This window comes from Lacrimispora sp. (genome assembly GCF_036758025.1).
Classification (GTDB): Bacteria; Bacillota; Clostridia; order Lachnospirales; family Lachnospiraceae; genus Lacrimispora.
Map to the genome: position 1 here is coordinate 194,565 of NZ_DAIOXM010000003.1, position 24,920 is coordinate 219,484.

Here is a 24,920-nt window from a genome sequence, read left to right on the forward strand (position 1 = left end):
TCTAAAACGTTACAATACAATGGTATTATTTGGAAGGTGCCTGTGAAAATTCTCCGCAGGATAATAGGGAAAAGGGTGAAAATCCCTTACGGTCCCGCCGCTGTAAGTGTGGAGCAGGGTTCCATAAATCACTGGGAAACCGGGAAGAGGAGCTGCTGCGAGGAAGCCAAAGTCAGAAGACCTGCCTTTCATTTTGCGATGCATTCGGTTACGAGCGATGACCGGATGCCGGGAAGTCTTTTTGTTGTACAAAGATTTACCCAGAGGGCGCCTGTCTGATGAGTGGGAATCATCGGATCGTAGGTGCTTATTTTTTTGAGAGGAGAATGAACATGAGTAAGAAAGAAACAAGTATTATGAAACTGGCAATTGCATTTGCCATGGCCTTCGCCGTTGTGCCCAGCGCCTATGGAATGCACATTATGGAGGGGTATCTTCCGGCGGCATACTGCATCGCCTGGGGAGCTGTCTGCCTTCCCTTCCTGGTAGCAGGCTTTTTCTCAATCAGGAAATCCCTTCAAAAGGACGGCCGGGCCATTACCATACTGGCTATGTCCGGGGCATTTATCTTTGTCATATCGTCCTTGAAGATTCCGTCAGTTACGGGAAGTTGTTCCCATATGACGGGAACCGGCCTGGGGGCTATTTTGTTCGGGCCGTCTGCTGTCAGCATTCTGGGATTGATTGTACTGATTTTCCAGGCAATTCTGCTTGCACACGGAGGACTTACGACTTTGGGCGCCAATACTTTTTCCATGGCGATTGCAGGGCCGTTTCTGACTTTTGGTATCTATAAATTATGCAGAAAGCTGAATGTAAATAAGATGGTCAGCGTTTTCCTGGCAGCCATGCTGGGCGACTTGCTTACATACTGTGTGACCAGCCTTCAGCTGGCCCTGGCTTATCCGTCTGAGATCGGCGGCATAGGGGCTTCTGCTGTTAAGTTTTTAGGGGTTTTCGCTCCCACCCAGCTTCCCCTTGCGGTCATTGAGGGAATCTTAACTGCAGTGATTATAATGACCCTTGAGACTTATGCTCTTCCTGAGCTTAAGGCCGTTGGATTTTCAAAGGAGGTTTAAGGAGATGAGTAAGAAAAATAAACAGATTGCAGCAATGCTGTTGATCTTGGTATGCTTGATTGCAGTGATTCCTGTCTTTGTCTTAAGAGGGGCTGAATTTGGCGGCTCCGACGATGCGGGAAGCCAGATGATATCGGAAATAAAGGGAGAAGAACACGAACCCTGGTTTACCCCTGTTATGGAAACCTGGATCGGCGGGGAGATTCCCGGAGAGGTGGAAAGTCTGATCTTCTGCCTTCAGACTGGAATTGGAACTGGAATTTTGGCCTTTTTCATGGGACGGTTTGTGGAACGGAAAAAGTGGCAGGAAAAATAAAAAGAATTTAAAATCAAAGATGTGCTTTGAAAGGGCCTTAATAAGCCCGATCAAAGCACATTTTTTAAATCTATTTCCTTATTTAAAATAATCAATATTTCTCTGCCGTATCATACTGAACTGAATCAATTCTGTATCAATATACTCCCTAGCATATAAAAGCGGATTATCATTATCATCATAATTGACACCTTCCAGCAGCAGAAAGGGCTTATTCTTTATATTCTTATCTGAAACATGGCTTGGCAGGTTTGGAATGTCGCTGCCTATGGCTGTCTTTATATTCACCTTATCCCAGATGATCTTACGCCCGGAATGGCTGTGAATGTAGGTGAAAACAGAGTTCTGATAGTTGGAAAAATTATCAAAGGCCTCTTCTCCCCCAATTGCAGCCAGAGGAAAGTAATCGATGCAGTAAGCACAAAGGCGCTCGTCGGCAAGAAATATCTTATCACACATGACCAGCTTATCATTTTCAGAAAGCTGCAATATATTTTCAATGGACTTGGAGGGCGGCACAATCCGGATTCCCAAAAGCTGTACGGAAGGAGTATACCCGCTGTTGGAGATCATACGAGTGAATTCCATAACAGGGTTAAAGGTCACATTGATATTCAGAGAATCTACATTTACAAAAGTGCCTTTTCCCTGACGCCGGAAAATAAGGCCTTCACAGGCCAAGTCATTTAATGCACTGCGCAGAGTGATTCGGCTGACGCCGATAAGGCTTGCAAAAACCTCTTCCCTGGGCAGCTTATTGCTTTTTTCAAGATCCATGGAAGAAATATACTGTCTTATTTTGCTTTTTGCCTGTTCGGAAAGTGATGTAACATTAATATGGAGATCTTCCAAAGTCCTGGCCTCCTTAGGGTAATCAAGGTCTTAAAAGCCCTGAAAAAATGCCACCAGTCCTGTAATAGAGTGACTGGTGACATTAGTATAGGTGATTTTAAAATAAATGTCAATCGCTAAGGCTTTTTCGGGAAAGTCCCTTTTTTCCGTTAAACAGCAAATTCAAAAGAATTGCAGATATGCTGACCATAAACAGGCCGTTGCTCAGGATCATACTTAAGGTGGAAGGGAGCTGGGTGAATATTTCTGATGCAAAGTTTCCGCCCACTCCAATTGCCAGGCTGGTGCCTACAATGGTAAAGTTATTATCCTTTGAAAAGTCCAGCCCTGACAGCATGGAGATTCCGGAAGCCGTGATGATTCCGAACAATACCAGGGTAACCCCTCCTAATACGCTTTTAGGTACCATGGTGACAACCGCTGAAAACTTGGGGAATATCCCCAGTGCGATCATCATGATTCCTGATGTTACGATAACTGATCTGCTTTTTACCTTTGTAAGGTCGAGAAGGCTGATGTTTTCGTTAAACATGGTGGAAGGAACCGAGTTAAAAACACCTGAAATCATCTGACCTATGGACTGGGCCCGGATTCCATTGATGCGCTGTTCATTGGGAGTTTCTGTTCCTGAAATTTCGTCAAGCACAGAGTATACTCCAATACACTGAATGATGTTGATGATACAGAAAACAGTCATAAGGGCAATGGGAACCAGCTTAAATTCAGGAGCACCGAACCGGAAGGGAGTTACCATCTGGAACCATTTGGCCTGCTCCACAGAAGCAAAGTTGACCATACCGAAGAAGGAACCGATAACAGTACCTGCCACAATGCCGATAAGCAGAGAAAACGCACTGATAAAACTGTTTCCAAAGCGCTGCATCAATAAAATGGAAACCATGACCAGGGTTCCAAGAATAATATTTTCAACAGAACCGAAGTCAGGAGCACCAGGGCCTCCTGCAAGATCCCGAATGGCCGTGGGAGCAAGGCTGATTCCCATTAAAGCAACAAAGCAGCCGATTACATTTCTGGGAAAGAGCACCAGAACCTTATCCATGAAAAAGGTCAGGATAAAAATGGCGATGGCTGATGCGATAATGGAGCCAAATACAGCAGCCAGGCCGTAATTCTGCCCGATGACGATCATGGGGGCCAAAGGTGCAAAGGAAGAGCCTAATATAATGGGCAGTTTGGCACCGACATGGCTGCCGATTCCTAAAACGTGAATGAGTGTCAGGATTCCGCTGGTTAAAAAGTTTGCGGAGATTAAAAATGCGGTAGTTTCTGCATCCAGTTCCAGTGCGGATGCCATAATGAGAGGCACTGCAATGGTGCCCGGACACATAACCAAAAGATGCTGAAGACCTAATATGATGTTTTTTCCAAGACTGATCTTTTCCCCAAATGCATCACCGGCCGGTGTATGATCTGATTTCATTCTTATCCTCCTCCAAGTGAATGTCAATATGTTTAGTCCCAATAACCTTCATGTACCTTAGCAGCTTCTTCTTCAATCTCAGGGAAAGGCCCGAGAACTGTGATTTCCTTCTGTCCCTTTGAAAAGACATCCCGGCATGGAAGATCAAAGGTAGGATTCTGCTCATTGCTTCCTGTAAGCTGCAGCAGTCTGCGCTCTGTCATTCCGTAAACCACACAGCCGATGTTGGCCCAGTAAATGGCTCCTGCACACATAGCACATGGCTCAGCCGTTGTATAAAGGGTGCAGTCCCATAAGAAGTCCTTGGAATATTCATGGGAAGCGCGGGCTGCCAGTGTGGCCTCTGCGTGACCGGTACAGATTTTATCTGTAATTTCGATATTGCCCTGTTCCATGACGATGTTTCCATCCTTATCCACTAAAAGTGCTCCGAATGGGGTGTTTCCGTTTGCTCTGGCTTCTTTTGAGATATCAACAGCCCTTTTTAAGTAATCAATGTGATTTTTGTAAGCCATAATCAAATTCCTCCGTTTTTTGTTATTATGGTAATAGGTAATACCTATTACTTATTAAGTAAAAGATATCACTAATCAGAAAAAATGTCAATAGCTAAAAACTAAGAACATTCAGCCCTTTTCTAATCAATAGGAAAATGGTATACTATTTCTATCTTTAATTTTGAGGTGACGACGATGAAAAAAATGATTTCGTGGAATGTAAACGGCCTTCGCGCCTGTGTGGAAAAGGGCTTTTTGGATTATTTTAAAGAGATGGATGCAGATGTTTTCTGTATTCAGGAAAGCAAGCTGCAGGAAGGGCAGATCAGCCTTGATTTACCGGGCTATCACCAGTATTGGAACTATGCAGTGAAGAAAGGCTATTCGGGAACAGCCATATTTACAAAGGAAGAGCCTGTATCAGTGGCTTATGGAATCGGTATTGAGGAACATGATCAGGAAGGAAGAATTATTGCAGCAGAATTTCCGGAGTATTATGTGATTACCTGCTATACTCCCAATTCCCAGAATGAATTGGCCCGCCTTCCCTACCGCATGACATGGGAAGAGGCATTTCTTGCTTATTTAAAGAAGCTGGAAGAGAAAAAGCCGGTAATTATCTGCGGCGATTTAAACGTTGCCCACAAGGAAATTGATTTGAAAAACCCCAAGACCAACCGGAAAAATGCAGGCTTTACCGACGAAGAGCGGGCAAAGTTTACCAACCTTCTGGAAAATGGCTTTATTGACACCTTCCGCCATTTCTACCCGGATCAGGAGGGAATCTATTCCTGGTGGTCCTACCGGTTCAGCGCCAGACAGAAAAATGCGGGGTGGCGCATTGACTATTTCTGCGTTTCAGAAAGCTTAAAGGACAGGCTGGAAAGCGCATCCATTCATACGGAAGTACTGGGCTCCGACCATTGCCCGGTGGAGCTGGTAATCCGGTAGAACTGGCAATCCGGTATGATTGGTAATCCGGCAGAACGAGACAGGAGAGAAAGAGAAACAATGAATTTACTGACTATTGATCATTTGACAAAATCATATACAGAACGGCTGCTGTTTGACGATACCAGCTTCAGCATCAATGAAGGGGAGAAGATCGGCTTAATCGGCATTAATGGAACGGGAAAATCCACCCTGCTGCGGATTGTGGCGGGACTTGAAGAGCCTGATGAGGGAAAAGTAGTAAAGGGCAGGAACTTAGACATTCGCTTCCTCTCCCAGAACCCGGAATTCCAGGCGGGAGATACCATACTCCAGAGCATTGTCCGGGAAAATGAAGGCCATGGGCATGTGTGGGACATGGAAAGCCAGGCCAAGACCATGCTGACCAGGCTGGGCTTTACTGACTTTGACTCCAAGGTGGAAACTCTTTCCGGAGGCCAGAAAAAGAGGGTGGCTTTAGTCAGTGTCCTGCTGTCCACTGCGGATATTTTAGTTTTGGACGAGCCTACCAACCATTTGGACAGCACCATGGCGGACTGGCTGGAAGATTATCTGCGCCGCTTTAAAGGAGCCCTTTTAATGGTAACCCATGACAGGTATTTCCTGGACAGTGTTACTAACCGGATTGTGGAGTTGGATAAGGGAAAATTATACAGCTATCAGGCCAACTATGAAGGGTACTTAAAGCTAAAAGCAGAGCGCCTGGATATGGCTGTGGCGGCAGAACGGAAGCGCCAGTCCATTCTCAGGGTAGAGCTGGAATGGATGCAGAGGGGAGCCAGGGCCAGATCTACCAAGCAGAAGGCCCACATCCAGAGGTACGAAGCCCTCCGGGACCAGAAGGGGCTGGAGTTTGACCAGACCATTGATCTGGATTCCATTGCAAGCCGTCTTGGACGGACCACTGTAGAACTGGAGGGAATCTCCAAGGCTTACGGGGAAAAGGTGTTGATGACGGATTTCACCTATATTTTCCTCAAAAATGACCGGATCGGCATTATCGGGCCTAACGGAACGGGAAAATCCACTTTAATGAAGATTATCGCAGGCTGGCTGGAGCCGGATTCCGGAACTGTCACCGTGGGACAGACTGTGAAAATGGGATATTTTTCTCAGGAAAGTGAAGATATGGACGGCAGTCTGAAGGTCATTGATTATATTAAGAATGCGGCTGAGTATGTAAAGACAAAGGACGGAAGCATCAGCGCATCCCAGATGCTGGAGCGATTTTTATTTCCCCCGGAGGTTCAGTATACTTTGGTAGAAAAGCTGTCGGGAGGGGAGAAGAGAAGGCTTTATCTCCTTCGGATTCTGATGGAAGCCCCTAATGTGCTTTTATTGGACGAGCCCACCAATGACCTGGACATCCAGACCCTGACCATTTTAGAAGATTATCTGGACAGCTTTCCGGGAATCGTAGTTGCGGTTTCTCATGACCGGTATTTCTTAGACCGGGTGGTCCGGCGGATATTTGCCTTTGAGGGACAGGGGGAAGTGACCCAGTATGAAGGCGGATATACGGACTATCAGGCGGCCTTTCAGGCCAAATATCCCGATGGACTACCGGGGCAGGAGGAACCGGGGAAAAAGGCTGAAACAGAGGTGAAGAAGAACCGGGAAAAGCCCAGAGGAGAGCGTAAGCTTAAGTTTTCTTATAAAGAACAGAAGGATTGGGATACGATTGAAGAGGATATGGCTGCTCTGGAGGAAAAGATCCAGGCGCTTGACGGGCAGATGGCAGAAGCTGCCTCCAATTACAGCAAGCTGAACGCTCTGATGGAAGAAAAGACAGAGCAGGAGCGGCTTCTGGAGGAGAAGATGGAGCGGTGGATGTACTTAAATGACCTGGCAGAACAGATTGAAAACCAGTAACTGATGACAAAGGCATTCCCTGAATCGGACCAAAGGCGGAGGAGATAAGAAATATGGAACAGTACAAGATAGCAAAACGTGATGTACGGGGGTATCCCATGGGACTTTCTAAAATTCATGGCGGAATTCATTTTTGCGTAGCCGCAGAGGGAGAGGTGTGCCGGGTTCTTTTATTCAAAAGGGGAGAGGAAAAACCGGTTCAGGCTCTTTCATTTCCTGAGGAGTACAGAAGAGGCGATGTGTGGAGCATGGCCCTTTTAGGAGAGGAATTTGACGGCCTGGAATACTGTTTTGAAATTGACGGAACGTTATTTGCCGACCCTTATGGAAGACGGTTTACCGGGCGGGAGGTCTGGGGAGATTTGGAACACCCTTCCAGGATCTTAAGGACTCCGGTGGAATTTCCGGAATTTGACTGGGGAGAGGATAAGCTTCCTCAGATTCCTTATGAAGACAGCGTGATCTACCGCCTCCATGTAAGGGGATTTACAAAGCATTCCTCCTCCGGGGTAAAGAATAAAGGGACGTTTCAGGGGATACAGGAGAAGATTCCCTATTTGAAAGAATTGGGAATTACGGCAGTGGAGCTGATGCCGGTCAATGAATTTTCCGAGGTCATTATGCAGGAATCCACACCTGGAGCTCCTTATCATGTGGATAAGCCTACGGGGAAATTAAATTATTGGGGATACGGGCCAGGATTTTACTTTGCTCCCAAGGCCTCCTATGGTTCAGGTAAGGAAAAGACTCCTGACCTGGAGTTTAAATGTCTTGTTAAGGCACTTCATCAAGAAGGAATTGAGGTGATTCCGGAGCTTTATTTTACAGGAAATGAATCTCCGGCATTTGTTCTTGATGCGGTCCGGTTCTGGGCGGAAGAATTTCACGTGGATGGACTGCGGCTTACCGGGGCGCCTCCCCTGGAACTGCTGGGCCGTGATCCTTATTTAAGCAGGATCAAGCTTCTGGCAGAGAACTGGGGCGGGATTTCCGGCGGAAAGGTAAAGCATTTAGGGGAATACAACGACGGATTCATGATCGATATGAGACGGGTGCTTAAGGGAGATGAGGACCAGATGAAGGCCCTGGCCTACCGGACCCGGAGAAATTCTGCTGATTTCGGCCTTATTCACTATATGGCCAATACCAATAGCTTCACTATGATGGACATGGTTTCCTATGATATGAAGCACAATGAGGCAAACGGAGAGAATAACAAGGACGGAAGTGACGTGAACTATTCCTGGAATTGCGGGGTAGAGGGTCCCACCAAACGGAAAAAGGTGGTGGAGCTTCGAAAAAAGCAGCTTCGCAATGCATTTCTGCTCCTGTTTTTAAGTCAGGGAACTCCCCTTATTATGGCAGGAGATGAGTTCGGCAATTCCCAGTCAGGCAATAACAATGCTTACTGCCAGGATAATGAAGTGTCCTGGATCAACTGGAATTTAAAAAAGACCAATAAAGATCTGTTTGATTTTGTAAAGGCAGTAATCGCTTTCCGGAAGGCCCATCCCGTATTTCACATGCCAAAAGAGCCCAGAATTATGGATTACCTGTCCTGCGGACTTCCTGATATGTCTTATCACGGCGTACAGGCATGGCGCCCGGAATTTGAAAATTTTCGAAGGCAGCTTGGGGTTTTCTACTGCGGAAACTATGGGAAAAAGGCTGATGGCACCAGGGACAGCCATTTTTACGTGGTTTATAATATGCATTGGGAGCCCCATGAATTTGACCTTCCTACCGTTCCCAAGGGGGAACAGTGGCATGTGGTTTTCCATACGGACAGAAATGAAGTCAACGGCATGTATGAAGAAACTGCGGGGCCGGCAGCAGAAGGGAAACGGTTTATGGTTCTTCCCAGGACGATTGTGGTATTCATGGGGATTCCTTCCTGCTATAAATTAAGAGGGTGTCAGTGACACCCTCTTTTTATTGACTGCAGCGTTACCCGAACAGGACACGGTTCTAGTTTTTCAGCATGGAATTTTTGACATCAGTGACCAGCATATGGCCCGGTGCATGTGTAATGCAGAAATCTGGCTTTGCCTGCATAACTGCGTCCTGGGGGGTGACGCCGCAGCACCAGAATACTGGAACTTCCCCTTCTTTGATTGTGTCAGAAATACCGAAATCAGGTTTCTGGATGTCTTTAATTCCAATCTGGGAAGGATCGCCGATGTGAACCGGTGAACCATGGACATTGGGCATTGCAGAAGTGATAATAGCAGCACGGATGGCATCCTCAGTTGACATGGGGCGCATACTGACTACGGTATTGCCGTGGAAGATACCGGCTGGTTTGCAGGCCATATTGCTGATATACATGGGTACCGCATGGTCTTCAGTCTGGTGTCGCATCTCTATACCGGCTTCTATCAGATCGGCTTCAAAAGAGTAGCTGCAGCCGATCAGAAAGCTGACCAGATCATCGCGCCAAAATTGTTCCACACTGGTAAATTCTCCAACTTTTTCGCCGTGTTCATAGACCCAGTATTTTGGGAAATCATTGGCGATATCACATCCGTCTGCAATGATGGGAAGATTACGGCTGCCTGCATCAGAAACCTCCAGAATCGGACAAGGCTTGGGATTCCGCTGCGCATACAGAAGAAAATCATAAGCCAGTTTTTTGGGAAGTATGACCAGATTTGCCTGGGCGTAGGCGTTGCACATCCCTGCTGTAGAGGAGGTGATCTTTCCCTGGCGAATCAGTGCACGGACTTCTTTTGGTGACATGGTTGTCAGGTCTTGTTTCAATGAATTTGTCATAAATGTTCTCTCCTTTGCCGGCAAAATAAGTTTTGCTGGTTATGATATATAAAAAAAACTGAGTTGTCAATCATATTTGCCAAAGACTTGAGATTATTTACTTGAAACCTCTTAAAGATTACACCTTGTATTGGGATTTGCAAAAGTCAATAAAGGTGGTCATTGCATGAGAGACATAGCGCTTTTTTTTGCAGCTGATGCTGACGTGACGAATATTTAATGAAGAATCCAGTTTATAAAAGTACAGTTTATCTGTTGGTACTTCATAATTCAGGATGGAATTTCGCAGAAATGTGGCTCCCATCTGAGATTTACTCATATGATACAACGTCATCATCTGGTCCAGATACATTTGAATTTGAGGAAAGAAACCGGCGGCTTTGCATATGGCAACACTCCGGGTATATAAGTCATTTCCTTCGTGCAGAAAAAGAAACGGAAGATTGGCGAACAGGTGGAGCGGAACACCGGAGGCGTTTGCAAGTTGTTTCTTTTTTTGGGCCTGGGAGAATGTAAGGCGGCAGGAGGTAAGCTGATTATTGACGGGCCAGGATGCAGGAACAGCCAGCAGGATTTCTTCCTCGTAGATACGGGTTACATCAAAAAGTGTGTTATCCAGAGGAGTGCTGTCAAAAGCGAGATCAATCAGCCCCTGCTGAAGCATGTTTAATATTTCATTGGTGGAGGCTTCAATCAGTTCTATATTGATTCCCGGATACTGTTCAGAAAAAGGGGAAATAAGAGGGGGAATAATATAAGTGCAGAAAAATGTTGCGCCTCCGATACGGAGAGAACCCCGCCTTAAATTAGATAAATCATCAAAATATGTCTGCAGATTGCGTTCAATTGTCATGATCTGTTCAATGTTTTGAATGTAATAAGCTCCGGCAGAAGTAAGCTGGATGGGATTAGTACTGCGGTCAAAGAGAGGCTGGTGAATTTCATCCTCCAGGCGCCTGATGATGGCGCTGAGAGCCGGTTGGGAGATATATAGATTCTTTGCAGCTTTTGAAAAACTCTGTTCTTTGTATACTTCGTAGGCATAATGCATTTCTTTGAGCATAGGCGTTCTCCTCTCTGCATAAGCTGGTCCATAAGGAAGGGATATAATTAAATTTATATAAGTATTATACAAAAATATATATTTGATTATAGTTATTCCTTTTGTTAAAATCAAGCACAATCAATCCCGGTTCACCGGACCGGACAAAAATCGTTGATTTGTAAAGTGTACGCAGGCGTATCTCAAGTGATACGCCTGTTTTTTTTAAGTTTTTTAGGGAGGAGAATGTTATGCAGATCGGGCTTTTGGATCAAATCACCATTGGAAATGACTTGGATTATACAGAACTGAGTAAGCTGGGAGATGTAAGTTTTTTCCAGAATACTGAAACCGAAATCATGAAGGAACGTGTGAAAGACATGAATATCCTGATTGGAAATAAAATCCGATTTGACCGTCAGCAGCTGGAAGAGGCAAAAAACCTGAAACTGATCTGTGTGACCGGCACCGGATATAACAACGTGGATCTTGAATTTCTGAAGGAACGGGGAATCAGTCTTTGCAATATACCGGCTTATTCGACAGACAGCGTGGCACAGCATACATTTGCACTCCTGTTTCGGTTTATGGAGAGAATCAGTGAATATGAAAAGGTCACGAGAGAAAGAAGTATGATTGGAAAAGATTTATACAATATGGTTGATACCCATTTTTTTGAGCTTCGGGGAAAGACCTGGGGAATCATCGGACTTGGTAATATCGGTCGGCAGGTGGCCTCAATTGCTTCCGCTTTCGGGTGCAGGGTTATTTACTTCTCTGCTTCCGGCATTGACAGAAAGGAAGATTATGAAAGAGCAGAGCTTAAAGAGCTTCTGAAACAGTCTGATATTGTATCCGTTCATGCACCTATGAATGAGAAAACAAAAGATCTGATTACAATCACAGAACTGAGGCAGATGAAAAAAACGGCCTGTATCATCAATGTGGGACGGGGCGGCATCATCATGGAAACCGACCTGGTTACTGCCTTATCTGAAGGGGCAATTGCAGGAGCTTGTATTGATGTTTATGAAAAAGAACCCATTCCCCCCGACAGTCCTTATCTGAAGGGAACACTGGATCAGGAACTATACAGAAAACTGATCCTGACACCACATATTGCCTGGGGAGCAAAAGAGTCCAGGCAAAGAGCAATTGATGAAACGATTGAAAATATCCGGTCGTTTTTAGAAGGAGGCCGGCGCAGTCGGATTGTTTAGAGCATTAATGGTTTTGTTTCCGGCAATCACACTTTAGATATTTGGCCCAGGTAACCCGGTTCTGTATTTTACAGGCCTTATAAATACTTATTTAAAAAAGGAGAGAGGATTATGAAAACTATGATGAAAAGATTGTGTGCAGCGGCTATGACCGGGGTTATGGCTGTTTCCCTGGCAGGCTGCGCAGGAAATAGTACGCCGTCAACTTCTGCTCCTGCTGCAGGAACAGAAAGCGGTTCTGCTGCAGGAAGCAAAGCTCCGGAGTCAGCTGGTGACAATGTGGTAAAGGTCGGGATTATTTATCCCACCAGCGGAAACGTGGCCAAGATTGGCCAGGAGTCACTGGAAGCCATCAAGCTGGCGGCAGACATTATTAATAATTCCTATGACGATCTGAATGTTCCCTTTGCAAAAGAAGAAGGACTTCCAAATCTGAACGGAGCTAAAATTGAGCTGATTATCAGTGATTCCCAAGGATCTCCCGAGGTAGGACTTTCTGAGGCTGAGCGTCTGATTACGGAAGAAGGTGTTGATGTGCTGATGGGAGCTTATCACAGCTCTGTAACCAAGACAGCCAGCAATGTGGCAGAGAAATACGGAATTCCTTTTATTAATCCGGACAGTACCTCTGTTACCCTGACAGAACGGGGATATGAGTGGTTTTTCAGAACGACTCCAAACGATTCTACATTTGTAGAAGATACTTTGAAGTTCATGCAGGATGCAAGGGATAAAAAAGGTAAAGATATTAAGACAGTATCCATGATTCATGAAGATTCAGAATGGGGAGCAATGCTGAGAGACCAGTTCCAAAAACAAATAGGCGGTTATAATTTTGAGGTTCTGGAGGATATTTCCTACTCTGCCAGTGCGACAAACTTAAGCGCAGAGGTTATGAAACTGAAGGCGGCAAATGCAGATGTGCTTCTTTGCGGTTCCTATACTGCTGATACGATTCTGCTCTTTAAAACAATGAAAGAACAGGGCTGGGCTCCTAAGATGATGATCGGACAGAGATCAGGCTTTACCGCTCCTGAGACAGTTGAGACAATTGGAGTTGAGAATGTGGAGGGTATCATTGCCACCAACTTATATGCCACTGACCTTCAGGAAAGCAATCCGACAATCGGAAAAATTAATACGATGTTCAAGGAAATTACAGGTGAAGATCTGACTGATGCTTACTGCCGCTCCTTTGTAGGTCTTTGTACGGTAGCAGAGGCAGTCAATGCGGCAGGTTCCACAGAGCCGGAGGCAATCAGAGATGCACTGATCAATATGGATATTACAAACGAAGGGCAGCTGATTGTTCCGTGGGATGGCATCAAATTTGATGAGAACGGACAGAATATCCGATGCAATTCCATTCTGACTCAGATGTTTGACGGTATGTTCTACACAGTTTACCCTGAAGATGCTGCGGCGAAAGAACTGGCCTATCCATTTTCAGCATGGGGAAATAACTAAATAACCACGTTAAGGCAACAGGGCCTGCTGGGAATACCGGCAGGCCCTGATTTATGAAAGGGAAATGCTGATGCTTACACAAATTATTGTTGAAGGAATCATCAATGGTTCCATTATTGCGCTGGTAGCCATTGGAATTGCACTGATCTGGGGGGTTATGGGTCTTCTTTGTTTTGCACAGGGAGAATTTCTGATGATCGGAATGTATACAGCATTTTTCCTGCATCAGTATCTGGGATTGGACCCTCTGTTTTCCCTTCCGATCTGTGCACTGGTGTTATTTGTATTTGGTATTGCTATTTACAATCTGATGGTAAGGCGGGTTCTGACAGGGCCCCAGCTTTCGCAGAGGCTTCTGACATTTGGTTTAAGCATGATGCTCTGTAATCTGGCACTGATGTTCTTCAAGGGTGATTACAGAACTATTCGTGACACAGAACTGCTTTTTTCCGGCAGCATTTCCGTTGGCGAACTGAGCATTGGCATCAATAAGCTGATTCCTTTGGGCGTTTGTTTATTGCTGACCTTGACGCTGTACTTGATCCTGAATATGACAAAATTCGGAAAGGCAATCCAGGCAGTATCCATGGATAAAGAAGCCGCTTCTCTGATGGGTATTGATTCTGACAGATGTTATGCACTGGCTTTTGGCCTTTCCTGCGGAATCACCGGAGCCGCCGGATGTATCCTTACATATTATTACTATGTATTCCCGTCTGTGGGTGTCACGTTCCAGCTGTTTGGATTTATTGCTGTTGCACTTGGAGGCTTCGGAAGTATTGTAGGTGCATTTTTTGGCGGGGTAATTATGGGACTCGTGGATACGGGGGCCGGTTTTGCGTTCAACTCAGCCTTTAAGTATTTGTTTGTATGTGTGGCATATGTACTGATTGTAACGTTTAAACCTAACGGATTGTTTGGGAAATAGGAGGAGGCCATGATGAAAAAGTATCTTTCAAAACTGATTCTGCTTTTGATTGCCGTCATGCTTCCGCTGGTCCTGACATCTACCCTGGAGCAGCATATCCTGTTTCTGATTGTCATATGGTCCATTGCCGGAATTGGCTGGAACTTTATCGGAGGCTACGCGGGGCAGGTTTCTATCGGTCATGCATTGTTCTTTGCCATCGGTATTTATACACCGTCAGCACTGTTTCATCTGTTTCATGTGGTTCCATGGGTCAGCATGGTCATAGGTGTGATTCTGTCTGTAATCTGTGCAAATCTAATCGGAATCCCTCTTCTGCGCCTTCGTGGTCCCCAGTTCTCTATTGCAACCATGGCTGTAGTGGAATGTATGAGAACCATACTGATTAATACAAAGGTACTGGGAGGTTCCGCAGGCATTGATTTTCTGAATAAAAAAGTAAACCCTTATCTGTATATGCAGTTCACTAATAAGAGGGAATATTATTGGGTGGCACTGGCATTTTTGGTGGCAGCAATTGCAATTGCTTCTCACGTTGATAAATCGAAGTTCGGATATAATTTAAGATGTATAGCCGGAAATGAGATGGCGGCAGAAAGCGTAGGCATCAATACTTCAAAATATAAATCACTGGCCTTTATGCTCAGTGCCGTATTTGTCAGTGTTGCGGGCAGTCTGTATGCACAGTACCTTCTGTACATTGATCCGTATATATCCAGCACCATGTCAGTGTCCCTCATGATTGTTTTAGTAGTGGTTATGGGTGGTGTAGGAACTGTTTACGGCTCTATCATAGGTGCGACGGTTCTGGTCATGATCTCTCAGTATACCCGAATCTATTTCGGCGGAACCGGAACCGGAATTGACCTGATTCTTTACGGCGGTCTTGTAATTATCGTTGTTCTGTTCCTTCCTCACGGTGTAATGCCTCTGCTTGAGCGGTGTGTGAAGTGGATAGCCGCCTTGTTTTTTAAGAAGAAAGCCCCGGTAACGGAAGAGGCAGAAGTGTCCGAAGCAGAGAAGAAAGGAGCGGTAAACTGATGGAGAAGGAAAAATATATTCTGAATGTACAGAATGCAACCAAGATCTTTGGCGGCTTAAAAGCCAATGAGGATATATCCTTTCATGTAAATTACGGTGAGATTGTTGGTATGGTGGGACCAAATGGAGCGGGTAAAACCACATTGTTCAATTCTCTGTCCGGCGCTCACAAACTGACATATGGAAAAATCATCTTTGAAGGCACAGATATTACGAAAATGGAGCCTCACAATGTCTCTAAACTGGGAATAGGCAGGACCTTTCAGATTCCCCAGTCCCTGAACAATATGACTGTATTTGAAAATGTTCTGGTTGGTGCTCTTGGAAAAGCAAAAAACATGAAAGAAGCCAGGGAAAAGTCTATGGAGGTCATTGAGCTTTGCGGCCTGAGCAAGCATCAGAATGAGATAACAGGAAAGATGGGTGTTATCCAGAAGAAGAGAATTGAGATTGCACGGGCACTGGCAACAGTGCCTAAGCTCCTTCTGCTGGATGAGACTATGGCAGGTCTGACCAATACCGAGCGTGTGGAAGCAGTGGAACTGATTCGTAAAATCAACAAAATGAATATCGCCATTATCACCATTGAACATGTAATGGATGTAATCATGACTGTTTCTGACCGGGTAGTTGTTATCAACGCAGGGCGTTTACTTATGGAAGGAACTCCCCAGGAGGTTACTTCAAATGAGGAAGTTATTTCTGCCTATTTAGGAGGTGCTCATAGTGCTTAAAGTAGAACATTTAAAAGCGGGATACGGCGGAATGCCGGTAGTACATGATGCTTGTTTCGAAGTGAAGGAAGGGCAGGTAGTAGGGCTGATTGGTTCCAACGGTGCCGGTAAGACTACCACACTGAAGGCCGTCACGGGAATTGCAAAACCTCTGGGCGGCACAATCACCTATGAAGGGCAGGTCATCAGCGGAAAAAAAGCCAATGACGTGGTTAAACTGGGAATTAATATGGTGCCGGAAGGCCGTCACCTGTTCGGGAAAATGAGCGTCAAAGATAATATCATGATGGGAGCTTACCTGATTAAAGATAAAGAAAGAAAAGAAAAACGTCTCCAGCAGGTATATGAAATGTTCCCCCGTGTAAAGGAACGTCTAAAGCAGACGGCAGCTACTTTATCAGGAGGTGAACAGCAGATGGTGGCCATCGCCAGAGGGCTGATGTCAGAGCCAAAGCTCCTGATTTTGGATGAGCCGTCTCTGGGGCTTTCGCCAAAGCTGGTAGGTGAAATTTTTGAGTTTGTCGGCAGAATCAAAGAAATGGGCATTACGGTCATTATTGTAGAACAGAATGTGAATATGACTCTGGAAATTTCAGATTATGCCTATGTCATTCAGAACGGCGAAACGGTATTTGAAGGAACCGGACAGGAAATGCTTGCAAACGAAGATGTGAAAAAGGCTTATCTGGGCCTGTAGGTCTATGCTGCAAAAAGGAGATGGAAGGATATGGAAGAGGTTGTAATCAAGCCAACAGGAGACAGTGCTCTTGCTGTGGAGTTTCAGAATATTATAAGCATTTCCGTAAATCAGAAGGTCCATACCCTTGTAAAGGTTCTTTTAGAAGACCCGATTCCGGGTATTGTAGAAATGGTGCCTACCTATCGGTCGGTGATGGTGTATTACCGGCCGGAACAGATTTTATATGGTGATTTAAAGGAGGCTGTCCTTAAACGGCTGGACCGCTGCGGCAGCGGTCAGGAACATGTGAAAGAGATTATTGAACTTCCGGTATGCTATGGAGGTGAACTGGGGCCTGACATCGGGATAGTGGCAGAACATGACGGCATTACGGAAGATGAGGTAATAAGCCGCCACAGCGGGCATCTGTCCTTCGTGTATGCAATAGGATTTTCTCCGGGTCTGGCCTATATCGGCTGTCCGGAGCCTACTTTCACCATACCCCGGCTGAAATCTCCCAGAGTAAAGATTCCGGGAGACAGTATTGTGGTATGGGAATCCCAGACCACAACCATTCCCTTTGATCAGCCGTGCGGCTGGCATATTATCGGCGGGACACCGGTTCATCTGTACGACAGGAGACGAAAACAGGGAAGCTATTTAAAGGCAGGCCAGTGGGTGAAATTTATTCCTGTCTCGCCGGAAGAATACCGGAAAATCCGGAAACAGGCGGAAGACGGGACCTACAAGCCGGTCATATACAGGGAGGAATAAACGATGGGAATCTATATTCAAAACCCTGGACTTCTGACCAGCGTTCAGGACCGGGGAAGATTTGGAGGTCAGAAAGACGGCGTGTCGCCATCGGGTGCCATGGATCTGCATTCCATGCGGCTGGCAAATCTTCTGATTGACAATGACATGGATGAAGCAGTGCTGGAAACTACCTTCATGGGGCCGGAGATTTTATTTACGGAGGCAAACTTTTTTGCAGTTACGGGAGCTCCTATGAATCTCACTTTAAACGGAAGAGAGGTTCCGATGTATACCGCCCTTTATGCATATGAAGGAAGCGTTCTGCAATGCAGTGCAGCAAACTCCGGCTGCCGTTCCTATATTGCTTTTGGAGGGGGGCTGGCTGTTCCGGAGACAGATGGAAGCAAATCCACATTGCTGAGAAATGCCATCGGAGGCTGGAACGGAAGGAAACTTCAGACAGGGGATGAAATCGGCTTTACCGCACCCAGGTCATTTCTTGAAAATTATGATATCAGATATACTCCTCAGAAGGTTAGTTACAGTGAAATTGAGCTTCGGGTAATCGGAGGACCCCAGGAGGAACGTTTCACAGAGGCGGGATTGGCGGCATTTTATGGAACGTCTTACCGGGTGAGTCAGGAGTGCGATCGTATGGGATATCGTTTGGAGGGAGAAACCATTGAACATAAGACGGACGGAAACATTATTTCAGATGGAATTGCGCTGGGAGCAGTTCAGGTTCCAACTTCAGGGCTGCCCATCATCATGCTCAGTGAACGTCAGAGCATGGGAGGGTACACCAAAATCGCCAATGTCATCAGTGCAGACCTGCCGTTGATTGCCCAGTCCCTGCCGGGTACAAGAGTGCGCTTCAGACAGGTTACTGTGGAAGAAGCGCAGAAGTTATGGCTGTCTGAGCTGGAAGAATTGGAAGGAATAAAAGAGGAACTGCACAGATCTTATCAGCGGACCTTTCGCCTTCATGTGGGAGGCAGGACTTATCATGTCGGTGTGACGGAACAATGACCCCGTTAAAGGAGGAGGTTTAGAATGTATAAAGTTGATTTAAACAGTGACTTAGGAGAGAGCTTTGGGCGTTATACACTGGAGGCAAATGAAGAAATCATCAAACATGTGTCATCTGCCAACATTGCATGCGGTTTTCATGCCGGAGATCCTATGGTTATGCGCCACACGGTAGAGATGGCTGTAAAATACGGCACAGGAATCGGTGCCCATCCGGGATATCCTGATCTGCAGGGGTTTGGCCGGAGAAAGATGTCCCTTTCCTATGATGAGATAAAGAACGTGGTCACATACCAGCTGGGAGCTGTTTATGCATTTGCAAAAGCGGCGGGCAAACCTGTGGCTCATATCAGTGCTCATGGAGCGTTGGGAAATCTGGTGCAGGAAGATGCCGTTGCCGCAAAAGCACTGTGTCAGGCTTGCTGCGAGTTTGATACAGAGATGCGGATCTTATATTATGGGAAAAATTCCGTATTAAAAAAAGAGGCAGATAGGTTTGGTCTTCCAACCGTAAGTATGGTATTTGCAGACAGGGCATATTTAGAAGATGGAAACCTGGTGCCAAGAAGCCAGCCTGGTGCCATGATTGAGGATAAGGATGAAGCGATTGGACGGGTGATCCGTATGATTAAAGAAGGAAAGGTTACAGCTGTTACCGGAAAGGATATTGAAGTTAAGGCCGAGACAGTTCTGGTACATGGAGACGGCGATCATGCGCTGGAATTTGTCCTTGCCCTGAAAGAAGCTTTTGGCAAAGAAGGCATTGAGATCAGCTGCTTTAGCAAGTAACAGACAGGAGGACAATTGGAATGGGAAATTATGTAATTACCGTAGCCAGAGGATTTGGCAGCAAAGGCAGGGAAATTGCACATATGCTGGCAGATGAACTTCATATTCCCTGCTATGACCATCAGATTCTAAAAATGGCTTCTGATTACAGCGGTATCAGTGAGCAGCTGTTTTCAGAGGTAGATGAGAAGCTGAGAGCAAAAAACATCCGAAGGCTGCTAACCGGTGTTCCGGCCGCCGCACTTTTGACTCCCGATGACAAGGAATTTACATCAGATGATAACCTGTTTAATATCCAGGCGGAAATTATCCGGAGTCAGGCAGAGGCGGAATCCTGTGTAATCGTAGGAAAATGTGCTGACTATATTCTGCGGGAAAGAAAAAATGTAATAAGCATTTATGTTGACGCTCCCAGAGCGTGTTGTGTAAAGACGGTTATGAACAGGCTTAAAGTAGATGAGGCCGAAGCCCACCGTCTGATTCATCAGATTGATAAATACCGTTCTGATTATTACCATTATTATACAGGAGGCCTTAAATGGACTAACATGAATCATTATGATTATGTGATCAATACAGGCCGGGTAGAAAAGGCGGAATGCATTGACATGCTGAAGGGCATCGTAAAACGCCGCTTTTTAATACAGGAGAACCTTGAATGAGAGAACAAGTATTAAAACGTATAGAAGAAGAACAGGAGCGTATGATTAACCTGGTGTCAGATATGGTGAAGATTCCCAGTGTCAGCGGAAATGAAGCAGAGCTGGCTGCGTTCCTGATGAATTACTGCACCGGATTGGGATTTGAATGTGAAACAGACCGTCATGGCAACTTTTTTGCATGGATCAGGGGAAACAGGCCAGGGAAACGTCTGATATTTAACAGCCATCTGGATACGGTAGAGGTGGGAGAGGGCTGGGAGGATGATCCCTATTCAGGAAAAGTCCATCAAGACCGGATATGGGGCAGAGGAAGTACAGACTGCAAGGGAGCCATAGGAGCGCAGATTGTTGCGGCTTATGCGCTTTTAAAGGAAGGTGCTGATTTTGCCGGAGAAGTCTGCCTGATGTATCCTGTGGAGGAAGAAGTTCAGGATGTAAGCCGGAAAGGCACGTGGAAGGCACTGATGGATGGCTTTACCGGTGATATGGCGGTCAACGGTGAAGATACGGATCTTCGCGTATGCCTTGCATGTGAAGGTATGCTGGAAGCGCTGATCACTACATATGGCACAGGCGCTCATGGAGCCACACCGGAAGAAGGAAAAAATGCTATCGTTATGATGACAAAGGTTGTGGATCATCTGTGCAGAATTGTTCCGGGAACCAATCCCTACACAGGAAAAGGTTCCATTAATCCCGGTGTTATTCAGGGAGGCAGCCGCTCCAGTGTGGTTCCCGATACCTGTATACTGAAATGTTCAAGATTTACGGTTCCGGGTGAAACCGGGGAGCTGTTTCTGGAGCAGATCAATGAAATCCTGGATAAGCTTAAGCAGGAAGATCCGGATTTTAAGGCTTCTGCTGTGCTGACTTACGAGTCCAACCCTTCTATCGTTGAGGAGGAGGCTCAGGTGGTAAAGGCTATTCAGGCAGCACACCGGTATATGGGAATCGATTGTCCGCTGGTGGGAACGCCGCAGCACGATGACGCAGATTTTCTTACCAATCTGGGGCACATTCCTACCGTGCTTTACGGTCCGGGCAGCGGGCGGCTGGCTCATATGCCAAATGAATATGTATGGATTTCAGAACTCTCAGAAGCGGCAAAGGTCTACGCATTAACAATTTTGGAAGCATTAAAAGGTTAAGGAGGACAGGAAAAATGGGCTTTAAGATTGCAGACAGAATGAAAGGGCTGGTTCCCTCCGGCATTCGTAAGGTAAATGAAAAGGCGTTGGCGATGGAACGTGCCGGTGAGACGGTGATTCATTTTGAAATAGGGCGTCCTGATTTTGATACTCCTGAGTATATCAAGGAAGCGTGTGCAGAAAGTCTTAAAAAGGGTGAGGTATTTTATACGTCTAACTTTGGAGATATGAAGCTGCGGGAGCAGGTGGCAGAGTATTTGGAAAGACAGAATCACATTTTTTATAAGGCAGAAGAAATCCTCATTACCGCAGGCCTCTCGGAAGCCGTATATGATGTTCTCTGTGCATTGCTGGACGCGGGAGATGAAATTCTGGTTCCCGATCCGGTATGGATCAATTATCTGAATGTGCCCAAACTGCTGGGAGCCGAGCCGGTCTGCTATGATCTGCTGGAAGAGAACGGATATCAGCCTGATATAAAACAGCTGGAAGCACTGATTACCGATAAAACCAAGGCTATGGTGATTAATACTCCCGGAAATCCCACCGGCAGTATTTTTAGCCGAAAAACTCTGGAAGAGGTTGCGGCACTGGCTGAAAAATATGATCTGGCAATTATTTCAGATGAGATATATGACCGCCTTCTTTATGATGATGCCGAACATGTGAGCATTGCATCCCTGCCGGGCATGAAAGAGCGTACCGTTACTTTTAACGGATTTTCTAAGGCCTACTCCATGACAGGCTGGAGATTGGGCTATGTGGCAGCTCCCAGCGAACTGATTCAGGAGCTGAATAAAGTGCATCAGCATATCACTGTCTGCGCAGCCTCTTTTGTTCAGAAAGCAGGTATTGCGGCGCTTCGTGATGAAAGCAGCGAGGTTGAGGACATGGTGAAAGAGTATCAGCGCCGCCGGGATTATGCTGTTCAAGTCATTAACAATACTCCGGGTATTCATTGCCTGAGCCCGAAGGGAGCCTTTTATATCTTCATTAATGTGAAATCACTGGGGATTCCTTCTTCCCAGGTGGTCGAATATCTGCTGGAACATCAGAAGATAGCGCTTGTACCAGGTGATGTGTTTGGAAACAATGGTGCAGGTTATGTAAGGATGTCTTTTGCAAACAGCTATGAAAATATTGTTGAAGGCTGCAGGCGGCTGGCTGAAGGAATCATAGAACTGAGAATGCAGACAGGAGAAAAGGAAGTATGAAATACAGTGCGTTATTATTGCGGGACATGCATCCATCAGGAAAAACACTTCTGGAAGAAAATGACTGTGAAGTGATGATTGCAGATGGAACAGAACTTTCGGATTATCAGGATCAGTTAAAGCGCTGCAATGCCATATTTGTGAGAAATGAGCCTGTGACTTCCCAGATGATTGATATGGCACCTAATCTGAAGGTTATTGCCAAGCATGGAGTAGGATATGATAACATCGATGTAGCATATGCCACTAAGAAAGGAATTCAGGTTGTCTATGCGCCTCTGGGCAATAACAATTCCGTAGCTGAGATGGCCATGATGCATATATTAAGCTGTGCAAGAAGAATACGGTGTTCCCAGCAGGAACTGATTAATGGAAATTACGATATCCGTTTTGTGTTAAATGATACTCATGAAATCAAGGGAAAAACTCTGGCTCTCATAGGCTGCGGCCGCATTGCCGGACTGGTGGCACAGAAAGCGTCTGCCGGTTTTGGGATGAGGGTGATCGGATATGATCCCTTTGTAAAACCGGGCATGACGGAGTGCGGCATAGAAGTGATTGCTGACCGGGACCAGGTGTTTTCAGAAGCGGATTTTGTGAGCGTGCATCTGCCTGCCTTGCCGGATACGATTCACAGCATCGGCATAAAGGAGTTCAGGCTCATGAAGAAGACAGCTTTTCTGATCAATACTGCCAGGGGAAATGTGATTCGGGAAGATGATCTGGTGGAAGCATTGAATACGGGAGAAATCGCAGGCGCCGGACTTGACGTATTCGAGAAGGAGCCGGTGGAGAAAAATAATCCTCTGCTGGCCATGGATCATGTGTCTGTAACTCCTCACTGTTCAGGGCTGACAGTAGAAGCATCTGAGAATCTGTCTTACACAGGGGCAGCTGGCATTCTTGAGGTTTTGTATCACAAGCCATTAACCTGGCCGGTAAATAAGGTGGAGTACAATGGCTGATGTGAAAAGCCTGCTGGATCTTCAGACAGCAATGTTTTGCCTGATGATGGCAGGCTATGTGATGACCAGGCTGGGAATTCTGACTCCTTCAGCCAGAATTCCAATGACAGATTTAATTATTGGCTTTATCCTTCCCTGCAACATAATCATGTCGTTTCTAATTGAATTTAACAGACAGATCCTCATATCCTGTATTACGGTTTTCTTCATATCAGTTGGAATACAAGTCTTTGCGGCCTTTGCGGGAAGGTTCTTTTATCCGGGAGCCCGTGAAAGCCGGATTCCTGTACTTCGGTATGGAACCATTGTATCAAATGCCGGGTTTCTTGGAAACCCAATTGTGGAAGGCCTGTATGGAAGTCAGGGACTTCTGTATGCATCAATTTATTTGATTCCCCAAAGAATCATGATGTGGTCTGCGGGTATATCCTGTTTTACAGGAACAAGGGGGAAAAATGTGCTGCGCAAGGTGGCAACGCATCCTTGCATTGTGGCAGTTGTAATAGGCGTTATGCTGATGGTCAGCCAGATCAGTCTGCCCAGCGGAATTGAAAAAACCCTTAAGTATTCCAGTAACTGTACAACAGCCCTGTCCATGATTGTAATTGGAAACATACTGGCAGAGGTGAAAGCTTCCGAAATTATTGACCGTGACAATTTATGGTATTGCTTTGTGCGTCTGGTGATCTTTCCGGCTCTGGTATTGTTAATCTGCCGTCTGCTGAGGTTAGATCAACTGGTTACGGAGGTTTCAGTGGTGCTTGCCGGAATGCCGGCTGCCACCACCACAGCAATTCTGGCATCGAAATATGACGGAGACGAACATTTTGCAGTAAAAATTGTATTTTTATCGACTATACTGTCTCTTATCACTGTGCCTGGACTGTGTGTGGTCATGATGTATCTGTAAGTGTAAAGAAGAGAAACTGTTTTGAAAACGTTATGCAGAGATATCCTAAAAAAGTATAATTAATAAGCCCGCCTGAAGGCGGGCTTATTGACTGCTTGTACCTAATGAGTAATTAGCTTGGCTGAATTGCTGCATTTACTTCCGGTCTTACTAACGGTTGAAGCTTCCTCTATTTAAAACTTATTTGATGCTGCAACAGAAGAAAGTGCCTGCCGGATACTGTCAAAATCCATTCCCCCGGCCGCATCAATGGTGGCGACCACTGCTCCCTCAACAAGCGGACAATCCACCATTGCCACTTTCATGCCCTCCATGGTCTCTATTACCATCTCGGTGGTCATTACCGCACTGCCCATATCCATCAGCACCAGCACTCCGTCATCGGAATACACCGACTGGATGGCTGTCTGAATCTTCTCGAAACTTGTGCCGAAACTGCCGTCCTCCAGACCGCCGGCCGGTGCAATTTTTGCATCCGGGGCCATCATGGCGGTCAGCCCCACCACGCTTTTTGCCAGATCCTCACTGTGTGAAACAATTACAATCCCAACCATTC

General features: G+C 45.9%; 25 protein-coding genes and 1 riboswitch. Of the genes, 19 read left to right on the forward strand and 6 right to left on the reverse strand.

Going from position 1 to position 24,920, the window contains the following annotated elements; translation table 11 throughout:
- Positions 1–17 precede the first annotated feature (17 nt).
- A riboswitch (cobalamin riboswitch) is annotated at positions 18–203 on the forward strand.
- A gap of 129 nt (positions 204–332) precedes the next feature.
- Together V7M78_RS04800 and V7M78_RS04805 are read left to right on the forward strand one after the other, a co-directional pair.
- Complete coding sequence (locus V7M78_RS04800; protein WP_333646965.1) at positions 333–1,079, forward strand: energy-coupling factor ABC transporter permease; 747 nt, start codon at positions 333–335, stop codon at positions 1,077–1,079.
- Between the two features lie 4 nt (positions 1,080–1,083).
- On the forward strand, positions 1,084–1,395 hold the full coding sequence (locus V7M78_RS04805; RefSeq protein ID WP_333646967.1) for an energy-coupling factor ABC transporter substrate-binding protein: 312 nt from the start codon (positions 1,084–1,086) through the stop codon (positions 1,393–1,395).
- A 78-nt stretch (positions 1,396–1,473) separates the two neighbouring features.
- Here V7M78_RS04805 and V7M78_RS04810 read toward each other — a convergent pair whose 3' ends face one another.
- The 3 genes from V7M78_RS04810 to V7M78_RS04820 all read right to left on the reverse strand — a co-directional run bounded on the left by V7M78_RS04810 (position 1,474) and on the right by V7M78_RS04820 (position 4,203).
- Positions 1,474–2,247, reverse strand: coding sequence for a GntR family transcriptional regulator (locus V7M78_RS04810; protein WP_333646969.1), 774 nt, complete (start codon positions 2,245–2,247; stop codon positions 1,474–1,476).
- Positions 2,248–2,356: 109 nt separating this feature from the next.
- Positions 2,357–3,688 (reverse strand): uracil-xanthine permease family protein, encoded by a 1,332-nt coding sequence (locus V7M78_RS04815; protein WP_333646971.1) that lies wholly within the window; start codon positions 3,686–3,688, stop codon positions 2,357–2,359.
- A gap of 32 nt (positions 3,689–3,720) precedes the next feature.
- Positions 3,721–4,203, reverse strand: a complete 483-nt coding sequence (locus V7M78_RS04820; protein WP_333646973.1) for a nucleoside deaminase — start codon at positions 4,201–4,203, stop codon at positions 3,721–3,723.
- A gap of 177 nt (positions 4,204–4,380) precedes the next feature.
- Here V7M78_RS04820 and V7M78_RS04825 point away from each other — a divergent pair, with 177 nt between their 5' ends.
- The 3 genes from V7M78_RS04825 to V7M78_RS04835 are packed head-to-tail and all read left to right on the forward strand — an operon-like array spanning position 4,381 to position 8,930.
- On the forward strand, positions 4,381–5,136 hold the full coding sequence (locus V7M78_RS04825; protein ID WP_333646975.1) for an exodeoxyribonuclease III: 756 nt from the start codon (positions 4,381–4,383) through the stop codon (positions 5,134–5,136).
- A gap of 60 nt (positions 5,137–5,196) precedes the next feature.
- Positions 5,197–7,008: an ABC-F family ATP-binding cassette domain-containing protein gene (locus V7M78_RS04830; protein WP_333646977.1), complete on the forward strand. Its 1,812-nt coding sequence runs from the start codon at positions 5,197–5,199 to the stop codon at positions 7,006–7,008.
- A 53-nt stretch (positions 7,009–7,061) separates the two neighbouring features.
- Positions 7,062–8,930: an alpha-amylase family glycosyl hydrolase gene (locus V7M78_RS04835; protein ID WP_333646979.1), complete on the forward strand. Its 1,869-nt coding sequence runs from the start codon at positions 7,062–7,064 to the stop codon at positions 8,928–8,930.
- A 46-nt stretch (positions 8,931–8,976) separates the two neighbouring features.
- Here V7M78_RS04835 and V7M78_RS04840 read toward each other — a convergent pair whose 3' ends face one another.
- Together V7M78_RS04840 and V7M78_RS04845 are read right to left on the reverse strand one after the other, a co-directional pair.
- Positions 8,977–9,780 (reverse strand): putative hydro-lyase, encoded by an 804-nt coding sequence (locus tag V7M78_RS04840; protein WP_333646981.1) that lies wholly within the window; start codon positions 9,778–9,780, stop codon positions 8,977–8,979.
- Between the two features lie 118 nt (positions 9,781–9,898).
- Entirely contained in the window at positions 9,899–10,843 is a 945-nt protein-coding gene (locus tag V7M78_RS04845; protein ID WP_333646983.1) for a LysR family transcriptional regulator, read from the reverse strand.
- 230 nt (positions 10,844–11,073) lie between these two features.
- Between V7M78_RS04845 and V7M78_RS04850 the strand changes: the two genes are divergently transcribed.
- From V7M78_RS04850 to V7M78_RS04915, 14 genes are all read left to right on the forward strand, one after another.
- Positions 11,074–12,042 carry an NAD(P)-dependent oxidoreductase gene (locus V7M78_RS04850; protein ID WP_333646985.1) on the forward strand — a complete coding sequence of 323 codons (969 nt, stop codon included), beginning with the start codon at positions 11,074–11,076 and terminating at the stop codon, positions 12,040–12,042.
- A gap of 111 nt (positions 12,043–12,153) precedes the next feature.
- Complete coding sequence (locus V7M78_RS04855) at positions 12,154–13,509, forward strand: ABC transporter substrate-binding protein (protein ID WP_333646987.1); 1,356 nt, start codon at positions 12,154–12,156, stop codon at positions 13,507–13,509.
- Positions 13,510–13,579: 70 nt separating this feature from the next.
- Positions 13,580–14,437, forward strand: a complete 858-nt coding sequence (locus tag V7M78_RS04860) for a branched-chain amino acid ABC transporter permease (protein WP_333646989.1) — start codon at positions 13,580–13,582, stop codon at positions 14,435–14,437.
- A gap of 9 nt (positions 14,438–14,446) precedes the next feature.
- On the forward strand, positions 14,447–15,478 hold the full coding sequence (locus V7M78_RS04865; RefSeq protein ID WP_333646991.1) for a branched-chain amino acid ABC transporter permease: 1,032 nt from the start codon (positions 14,447–14,449) through the stop codon (positions 15,476–15,478).
- Positions 15,478–16,212 carry an ABC transporter ATP-binding protein gene (locus tag V7M78_RS04870; protein ID WP_333646993.1) on the forward strand — a complete coding sequence of 245 codons (735 nt, stop codon included), beginning with the start codon at positions 15,478–15,480 and terminating at the stop codon, positions 16,210–16,212. The genes V7M78_RS04865 and V7M78_RS04870 overlap by 1 nt, the downstream gene beginning before the upstream one ends.
- Entirely contained in the window at positions 16,205–16,909 is a 705-nt protein-coding gene (locus V7M78_RS04875; RefSeq protein ID WP_333646995.1) for an ABC transporter ATP-binding protein, read from the forward strand. The genes V7M78_RS04870 and V7M78_RS04875 overlap by 8 nt, the downstream gene beginning before the upstream one ends.
- A 30-nt stretch (positions 16,910–16,939) precedes the next feature.
- Complete coding sequence (pxpB, locus tag V7M78_RS04880; RefSeq protein WP_333646998.1) at positions 16,940–17,665, forward strand: 5-oxoprolinase subunit PxpB; 726 nt, start codon at positions 16,940–16,942, stop codon at positions 17,663–17,665.
- 3 nt (positions 17,666–17,668) lie between these two features.
- Positions 17,669–18,676 carry a biotin-dependent carboxyltransferase family protein gene (locus V7M78_RS04885; protein WP_333647000.1) on the forward strand — a complete coding sequence of 336 codons (1,008 nt, stop codon included), beginning with the start codon at positions 17,669–17,671 and terminating at the stop codon, positions 18,674–18,676.
- A 24-nt stretch (positions 18,677–18,700) separates the two neighbouring features.
- Complete coding sequence (locus V7M78_RS04890; RefSeq protein WP_333647002.1) at positions 18,701–19,465, forward strand: LamB/YcsF family protein; 765 nt, start codon at positions 18,701–18,703, stop codon at positions 19,463–19,465.
- A 20-nt stretch (positions 19,466–19,485) separates the two neighbouring features.
- Positions 19,486–20,127 (forward strand): cytidylate kinase-like family protein, encoded by a 642-nt coding sequence (locus V7M78_RS04895; RefSeq protein WP_333647004.1) that lies wholly within the window; start codon positions 19,486–19,488, stop codon positions 20,125–20,127.
- Positions 20,124–21,275, forward strand: coding sequence for a M20 family metallopeptidase (locus tag V7M78_RS04900; protein WP_333647006.1), 1,152 nt, complete (start codon positions 20,124–20,126; stop codon positions 21,273–21,275). Before V7M78_RS04895 ends, V7M78_RS04900 begins: the two co-directional genes overlap by 4 nt.
- Before the next feature lie 14 nt (positions 21,276–21,289).
- Positions 21,290–22,489 carry a pyridoxal phosphate-dependent aminotransferase gene (locus tag V7M78_RS04905; RefSeq protein WP_333647008.1) on the forward strand — a complete coding sequence of 400 codons (1,200 nt, stop codon included), beginning with the start codon at positions 21,290–21,292 and terminating at the stop codon, positions 22,487–22,489.
- Positions 22,486–23,454, forward strand: a complete 969-nt coding sequence (locus V7M78_RS04910) for a hydroxyacid dehydrogenase (RefSeq protein ID WP_333647010.1) — start codon at positions 22,486–22,488, stop codon at positions 23,452–23,454. The genes V7M78_RS04905 and V7M78_RS04910 overlap by 4 nt, the downstream gene beginning before the upstream one ends.
- Entirely contained in the window at positions 23,447–24,364 is a 918-nt protein-coding gene (locus V7M78_RS04915; protein ID WP_333647012.1) for an AEC family transporter, read from the forward strand. Before V7M78_RS04910 ends, V7M78_RS04915 begins: the two co-directional genes overlap by 8 nt.
- Before the next feature lie 173 nt (positions 24,365–24,537).
- On the opposite strand, the gene dhaM is transcribed toward V7M78_RS04915, so the two are convergent.
- Positions 24,538–24,918 carry a dihydroxyacetone kinase phosphoryl donor subunit DhaM gene (gene dhaM / locus V7M78_RS04920; RefSeq protein WP_333647014.1) on the reverse strand — a complete coding sequence of 127 codons (381 nt, stop codon included), beginning with the start codon at positions 24,916–24,918 and terminating at the stop codon, positions 24,538–24,540.
- Positions 24,919–24,920 lie beyond the last annotated feature (2 nt).

Bases quoted from the DNA above. Each gene is read 5' to 3' on its own strand.
- V7M78_RS04915 (WP_333647012.1), top strand. From the start codon at position 23,447: ATGGCTGATGTGAAAAGCCTGCTGGATCTTCAGACAGCAATGTTTTGC.
- V7M78_RS04885 (WP_333647000.1), top strand. From the start codon at position 17,669: ATGGGAATCTATATTCAAAACCCTGGACTTCTGACCAGCGTTCAGGAC.
- V7M78_RS04865 (WP_333646991.1), top strand. From the start codon at position 14,447: ATGATGAAAAAGTATCTTTCAAAACTGATTCTGCTTTTGATTGCCGTC.
- V7M78_RS04800 (WP_333646965.1), top strand. From the start codon at position 333: ATGAGTAAGAAAGAAACAAGTATTATGAAACTGGCAATTGCATTTGCC.
- V7M78_RS04855 (WP_333646987.1), top strand. From the start codon at position 12,154: ATGAAAACTATGATGAAAAGATTGTGTGCAGCGGCTATGACCGGGGTT.
- V7M78_RS04910 (WP_333647010.1), top strand. From the start codon at position 22,486: ATGAAATACAGTGCGTTATTATTGCGGGACATGCATCCATCAGGAAAA.
- V7M78_RS04845 (WP_333646983.1), bottom strand. From the start codon at position 10,843: ATGCTCAAAGAAATGCATTATGCCTACGAAGTATACAAAGAACAGAGT.
- V7M78_RS04840 (WP_333646981.1), bottom strand. From the start codon at position 9,780: ATGACAAATTCATTGAAACAAGACCTGACAACCATGTCACCAAAAGAA.
- V7M78_RS04815 (WP_333646971.1), bottom strand. From the start codon at position 3,688: ATGAAATCAGATCATACACCGGCCGGTGATGCATTTGGGGAAAAGATC.
- V7M78_RS04895 (WP_333647004.1), top strand. From the start codon at position 19,486: ATGGGAAATTATGTAATTACCGTAGCCAGAGGATTTGGCAGCAAAGGC.
- V7M78_RS04835 (WP_333646979.1), top strand. From the start codon at position 7,062: ATGGAACAGTACAAGATAGCAAAACGTGATGTACGGGGGTATCCCATG.
- V7M78_RS04830 (WP_333646977.1), top strand. From the start codon at position 5,197: ATGAATTTACTGACTATTGATCATTTGACAAAATCATATACAGAACGG.
- dhaM (WP_333647014.1), bottom strand. From the start codon at position 24,918: ATGGTTGGGATTGTAATTGTTTCACACAGTGAGGATCTGGCAAAAAGC.
- V7M78_RS04805 (WP_333646967.1), top strand. From the start codon at position 1,084: ATGAGTAAGAAAAATAAACAGATTGCAGCAATGCTGTTGATCTTGGTA.
- V7M78_RS04825 (WP_333646975.1), top strand. From the start codon at position 4,381: ATGAAAAAAATGATTTCGTGGAATGTAAACGGCCTTCGCGCCTGTGTG.
- V7M78_RS04850 (WP_333646985.1), top strand. From the start codon at position 11,074: ATGCAGATCGGGCTTTTGGATCAAATCACCATTGGAAATGACTTGGAT.
- V7M78_RS04820 (WP_333646973.1), bottom strand. From the start codon at position 4,203: ATGGCTTACAAAAATCACATTGATTACTTAAAAAGGGCTGTTGATATC.
- V7M78_RS04900 (WP_333647006.1), top strand. From the start codon at position 20,124: ATGAGAGAACAAGTATTAAAACGTATAGAAGAAGAACAGGAGCGTATG.
- pxpB (WP_333646998.1), top strand. From the start codon at position 16,940: ATGGAAGAGGTTGTAATCAAGCCAACAGGAGACAGTGCTCTTGCTGTG.
- V7M78_RS04890 (WP_333647002.1), top strand. From the start codon at position 18,701: ATGTATAAAGTTGATTTAAACAGTGACTTAGGAGAGAGCTTTGGGCGT.
- V7M78_RS04860 (WP_333646989.1), top strand. From the start codon at position 13,580: ATGCTTACACAAATTATTGTTGAAGGAATCATCAATGGTTCCATTATT.
- V7M78_RS04870 (WP_333646993.1), top strand. From the start codon at position 15,478: ATGGAGAAGGAAAAATATATTCTGAATGTACAGAATGCAACCAAGATC.
- V7M78_RS04905 (WP_333647008.1), top strand. From the start codon at position 21,290: ATGGGCTTTAAGATTGCAGACAGAATGAAAGGGCTGGTTCCCTCCGGC.